Annotated in this window: 2 protein-coding genes; one reads left to right on the top strand and one right to left on the bottom strand. The window is 71.8% G+C overall.

Annotated features, from left to right (window positions below; translation table 11 throughout):
• Positions 1 to 2 precede the first annotated feature (2 nt).
• Complete coding sequence (locus ACWGIU_RS31860; protein WP_453711585.1) at positions 3 to 1,553, bottom strand: VWA domain-containing protein; 1,551 nt, start codon at positions 1,551 to 1,553, stop codon at positions 3 to 5.
• A gap of 294 nt (positions 1,554 to 1,847) precedes the next feature.
• On the opposite strand from ACWGIU_RS31860, the gene ACWGIU_RS31855 reads away from it, so the two are divergent.
• Positions 1,848 to 3,938 carry a PhoX family protein gene (locus ACWGIU_RS31855; protein ID WP_453711584.1) on the top strand — a complete coding sequence of 697 codons (2,091 nt, stop codon included), beginning with the start codon at positions 1,848 to 1,850 and terminating at the stop codon, positions 3,936 to 3,938.
• Positions 3,939 to 3,997 lie beyond the last annotated feature (59 nt).

The raw sequence follows: 3,997 nt of genomic DNA, 5'->3' as shown, positions 1-3,997 counted from the left end.
TACTAGAACTGCTCCAGGATGCCCTTGACCAGGGCGGCGGAGGTCAGCTCGGTGGGGGCCGGGCCGGCGTGGAAGAAGCCGGCGTTCTCGGCGTCCAGCTTGCGCAGGAAGTCGAAGGCCTTGGCGTCGTGGTCGCCGAAGGCGACGAACTGCCAGTGCACACCGGGAGCGGCGGTGGCGGCGTCGGCCAGGGCCTGCCGGGCGGGCTGACGGTTGTCGGGGGCGCCGTCGGTCTGGAAGACGACCAGGGCCGGGCCCTCGCCGCCGTCCTTCTGGTAGCGCTTCAGGACGGCCTCGACGGCCACGTGGTAGCTGGTGCGGCCCATCCGGCCGAACTCGGCGTGGCGGGCCTCGACCCAGGCGGCGTCGTAGCCGTCGAGGGCCAGGTCTGCCGTGCCGTCCACCTCGGTGGAGAAGAACACGGTGTGCACGGTCGCCGCGTCGTCGAGGTGCGCGGCGAGGGCGAGGGCGTGGTCGGCGAGGTACTGGGCGCTGCCGTCCTTGTAGAACCCGCGCATCGACCCGGAACGGTCCAGCACGAGGTACACCTTGGCCCGCGCGCCGGCCTTCCCCTTGGCCCGCAGTACCTGCCCGGCCGCCTTGTACGCCCCGGCGACCTCGGGCGCCCGCCGCCGCACGACGGCCGCCCCGTTCGCGGGCGCCTCCGCCGCGGTGGCCTCGTCGGCGACCGTCTCGGCCTCCGCCTCGGGCTCCGTGGTCTCGGCGACGACCGTCTCGGCCTCGGCCTCGGCGTGCTTCGCCTCGGGCTCGGTGGTCTCGGTGGCAGCCGGCTCGGCCTCCGCCTCGGGCTCCGTGGTCTCGGCGACGACCGTCTCGGCCTCGGCCTCGGCGTGCTTCGCCTCGGGCTCGGTGGTCTCGGTGGCGACCGGTTCGGCCTCCGCCTCGGCGGCTGCCGGAGCCTCGACCTCGGCCTGCTCCGCGGCGGGAGCGTCCTGCGCCTCGGGCTCGGCGGTCTCGGCGGCGACCGGCTCGACCTCAGGGGCGGCAGGGGTCTCGGCCTCGGGCTCCTCCGCAGCCGGAGTGTTCTGCGCCTGCGGCGCATCGGCCTCGGGCTCCGCCTCGGCGGCCGGGGCCTCGGGCTCGTCCTGGGCCTCCGGCGCATCCGCCTCGGGCTGCTCCGCGGCGGGGGCGTTGTCCGCCTCGGGTGCGGTTGCTTCGGCGGCGACCGGTTCGGCCTCCGGCGCGGCAGTGCCCTCGGCGGCGGCCGGTTCGGCCTCGGCCGGCGTGGGCTCCGCGGGGGGTGCGGGGGTTTCTCCGCCGGGCTTCGCCGCAGGCGCGCGGCGGGCTTCGGGGACCGTCGGGTCCGCCATCGGTGCGGGCGCCGTGAGGACCGTGCCCGGTTCGCGGTCGCGCAACGTGGATTGCGGCGGAACGGTGGGGTTGTCGAAGGACGCCGCCACCAGGTCGGCGGCGACGTCCAGAGGGGTCCGTTCCGCCTGGTTGGGGACAGCGGCCGAAGGGGTGTCCGTAGTCTCCGGAACGGATTCCGCGGACCGTCCGAATACCTTGCGCAACAAGCTCCGAATACCCATGGGCCAGGCCTTTCGCATGTGTGCGTGCGTCATTTGTCCGTGCTGCGCGGATGATCCCTGCCCAGAGTGGACACGTAAGGTTATCGGCCGCCCGGCTGGATCTTCGGGAGGGGCGCCTTTCGTGGCGTCCGGCTCCGCATCATCCGCACACGGTGAGTGAACTGCCGCTCCGACGTGCCGGGTTCACTCACCGTTCATCCCCGCGCCGCCGCCTCGGCGCAACCCGGGCTTAGCGTCGCGGCTGGATCGTACCGACAGGTTGTCGGCGCCCACGCAGCTACTCGGAGGACACTCGTGCGCAAGCTTCTGCCGTTCATCGGCAACCCGCATGGGAGCGGCCGGTCCGCTCTCACCTGTCGCTACCGCTGTGGCGACGCCTGCTTCCACGAGGTGCCGAACACCAGCGACAACGAGTACGTCGGCGATGTCATAGCCCGCGCCTACTCCCGCCGCGCGATGCTGCGTTCCGCCGCTGTGGTGACGGTAGCCACCGCCGCCGGGTCCGCCGTCGCGTTCGGCGGCGCGGGGCAGACCGCCAACGCCATCCCCTCCGCCGATGCCGCCGCGGCCGGCGCGGGCAAGGGCGGCGAGGCCGCCCGTGGTCTGCGCTTCAAGGCCGTCGCGCCGAACACCGACGACAAGGTCACCATCCCCGAGGGCCACGAGCAGAACGTCGTGATCCGCTGGGGCGACCCGATCATCAAGGGCGCGCCGGGCTTCAACCCCGACAAGCAGACGGCCGCCGCGCAGGCCGGTCAGTTCGGCTACAACAACGACTTCCTGAGCCTCCTCCCGCTCGGCGGCGACTACGAGCGCCGGCAGCTGCTCGTGGCCAACCACGAGTACACGGACGAGAACCTCATGTTCAAGGCGTACGACGCGAACAACCCGACCCGCGAGCAGGTCGAGATCGCCTGGGCCGCACACGGCCTGTCCGTGGTCGCCGTCCAGGAGGACCACCGCAGCGGCAAGCTGACCGCGGTCTCCCGCCACCAGCTCAACCGCCGGCTGACCACCACCAGCGAGTTCAAGATGACCGGCCCGGCCGCGGGCGGCGCCCTGCTGAAGACCTCGGTCGACCCCACCGGCACGAAGGTGCTCGGCACCCTCAACAACTGCGCCGGCGGCACCACCCCATGGGGCACCACCCTCCACGGCGAGGAGAACTTCAACCAGTACTTCGGCAACGCCGGCCTGGTCACCGACCCCACCCAGGCCGCCCGTCTGAAGCGCTACGGCATGACCCCCGGTGCCACCGAGCGCAAGTGGGAGCGGTTCGACAAGCGCTTCGACGTGGCGCAGGAGCCCAACGAGTCCCACCGCTTCGGCTGGGTCGTCGAGCTGGACCCGTACGACCCGAACTCCGTCCCGCGCAAGCGCACCGCGCTCGGCCGCTTCAAGCACGAGGCCGCGCAGCCCCGCCTGACCGAGGACGGCCGTCCGGTCGTCTACATGGGCGACGACGAGCGCTTCGACTACTTCTACAAGTTCGTCTCGTCGAAGCAGATGAAGAAGGGCAACTCGCGCGCGGCGAAGGAGCACAACCTCACGCTGCTCGACGAGGGCACCCTCTACGTCGCCAAGCTGACCGGTGACTCCCCGGCCGCCCAGATCGACGGCTCCGGCAAGCTGCCCGCCGACGGCGAGTTCGACGGTTCCGGTGTGTGGATCAAGCTCGCCACCGGCAACGTCTCGCACGTCGAGGGCATGACCGCCGAGGAGGTGTACGTCTTCACGCGCCTGGCCGCCGACAAGGTGGGCGCCACCAAGATGGACCGCCCCGAGGACGTCGAGCCGTCCCCGCGCACCGGCCGCGTGTACGTCGCGCTGACGAACAACACCGACCGCGGCAAGCCCGGCAAGGCGGAGGGGGCGACCGAGGCCAACCCGCGCAACCTGAACAAGCACGGCCAGATACTGGAGCTCGCCGAGAACTTCGACGATCCGGCCGGTGACGGGTTCGCCTGGCGGCTCTTCCTGGTCGCCGGTGACCCGAACGACCCGGCCACCTACTTCGCGGGCTTCCCGAAGGACAAGGTCAGCCCGATCTCCTGCCCGGACAACGTGGCCTTCGACCCGCACGGCAACCTGTGGATCTCCACGGACGGCAACCAGCTCGGCTCCCACGACGGGCTGTTCGGTGTCGCGACGGCCGGTGAGCGCCGCGGTGAGCTGAAGCAGTTCCTGACCGTTCCGCGCGGCGCCGAGACCTGCGGCCCGCTCATCCAGGACAAGCGCGTCCTGGTCTCCGTCCAGCACCCGGGTGAGATCGACGGCGCGTCCGTCGAGAAGCCGCAGTCGGTGTGGCCCGACGGTCCCGGCAAGCTCGTCCGCCCGGCGGTCGTGTCCGTGTGGCGCAAGGACGGCCGCAACATCGGCGTCTGACCGGACCAGTTGACCCGAGGGGCGTGTTTCACGTGAAACACGCCCCTCGGGTCAACTGG

The organism is Streptomyces sp. NPDC054840 (assembly GCF_053611065.1).
This window is presented reverse-complemented; position numbering and strand designations above follow the sequence as displayed.

Bases quoted from the DNA above. Each gene is read 5' to 3' on its own strand.
- ACWGIU_RS31860 (WP_453711585.1), bottom strand. From the start codon at position 1,553: ATGGGTATTCGGAGCTTGTTGCGCAAGGTATTCGGACGGTCCGCGGAA.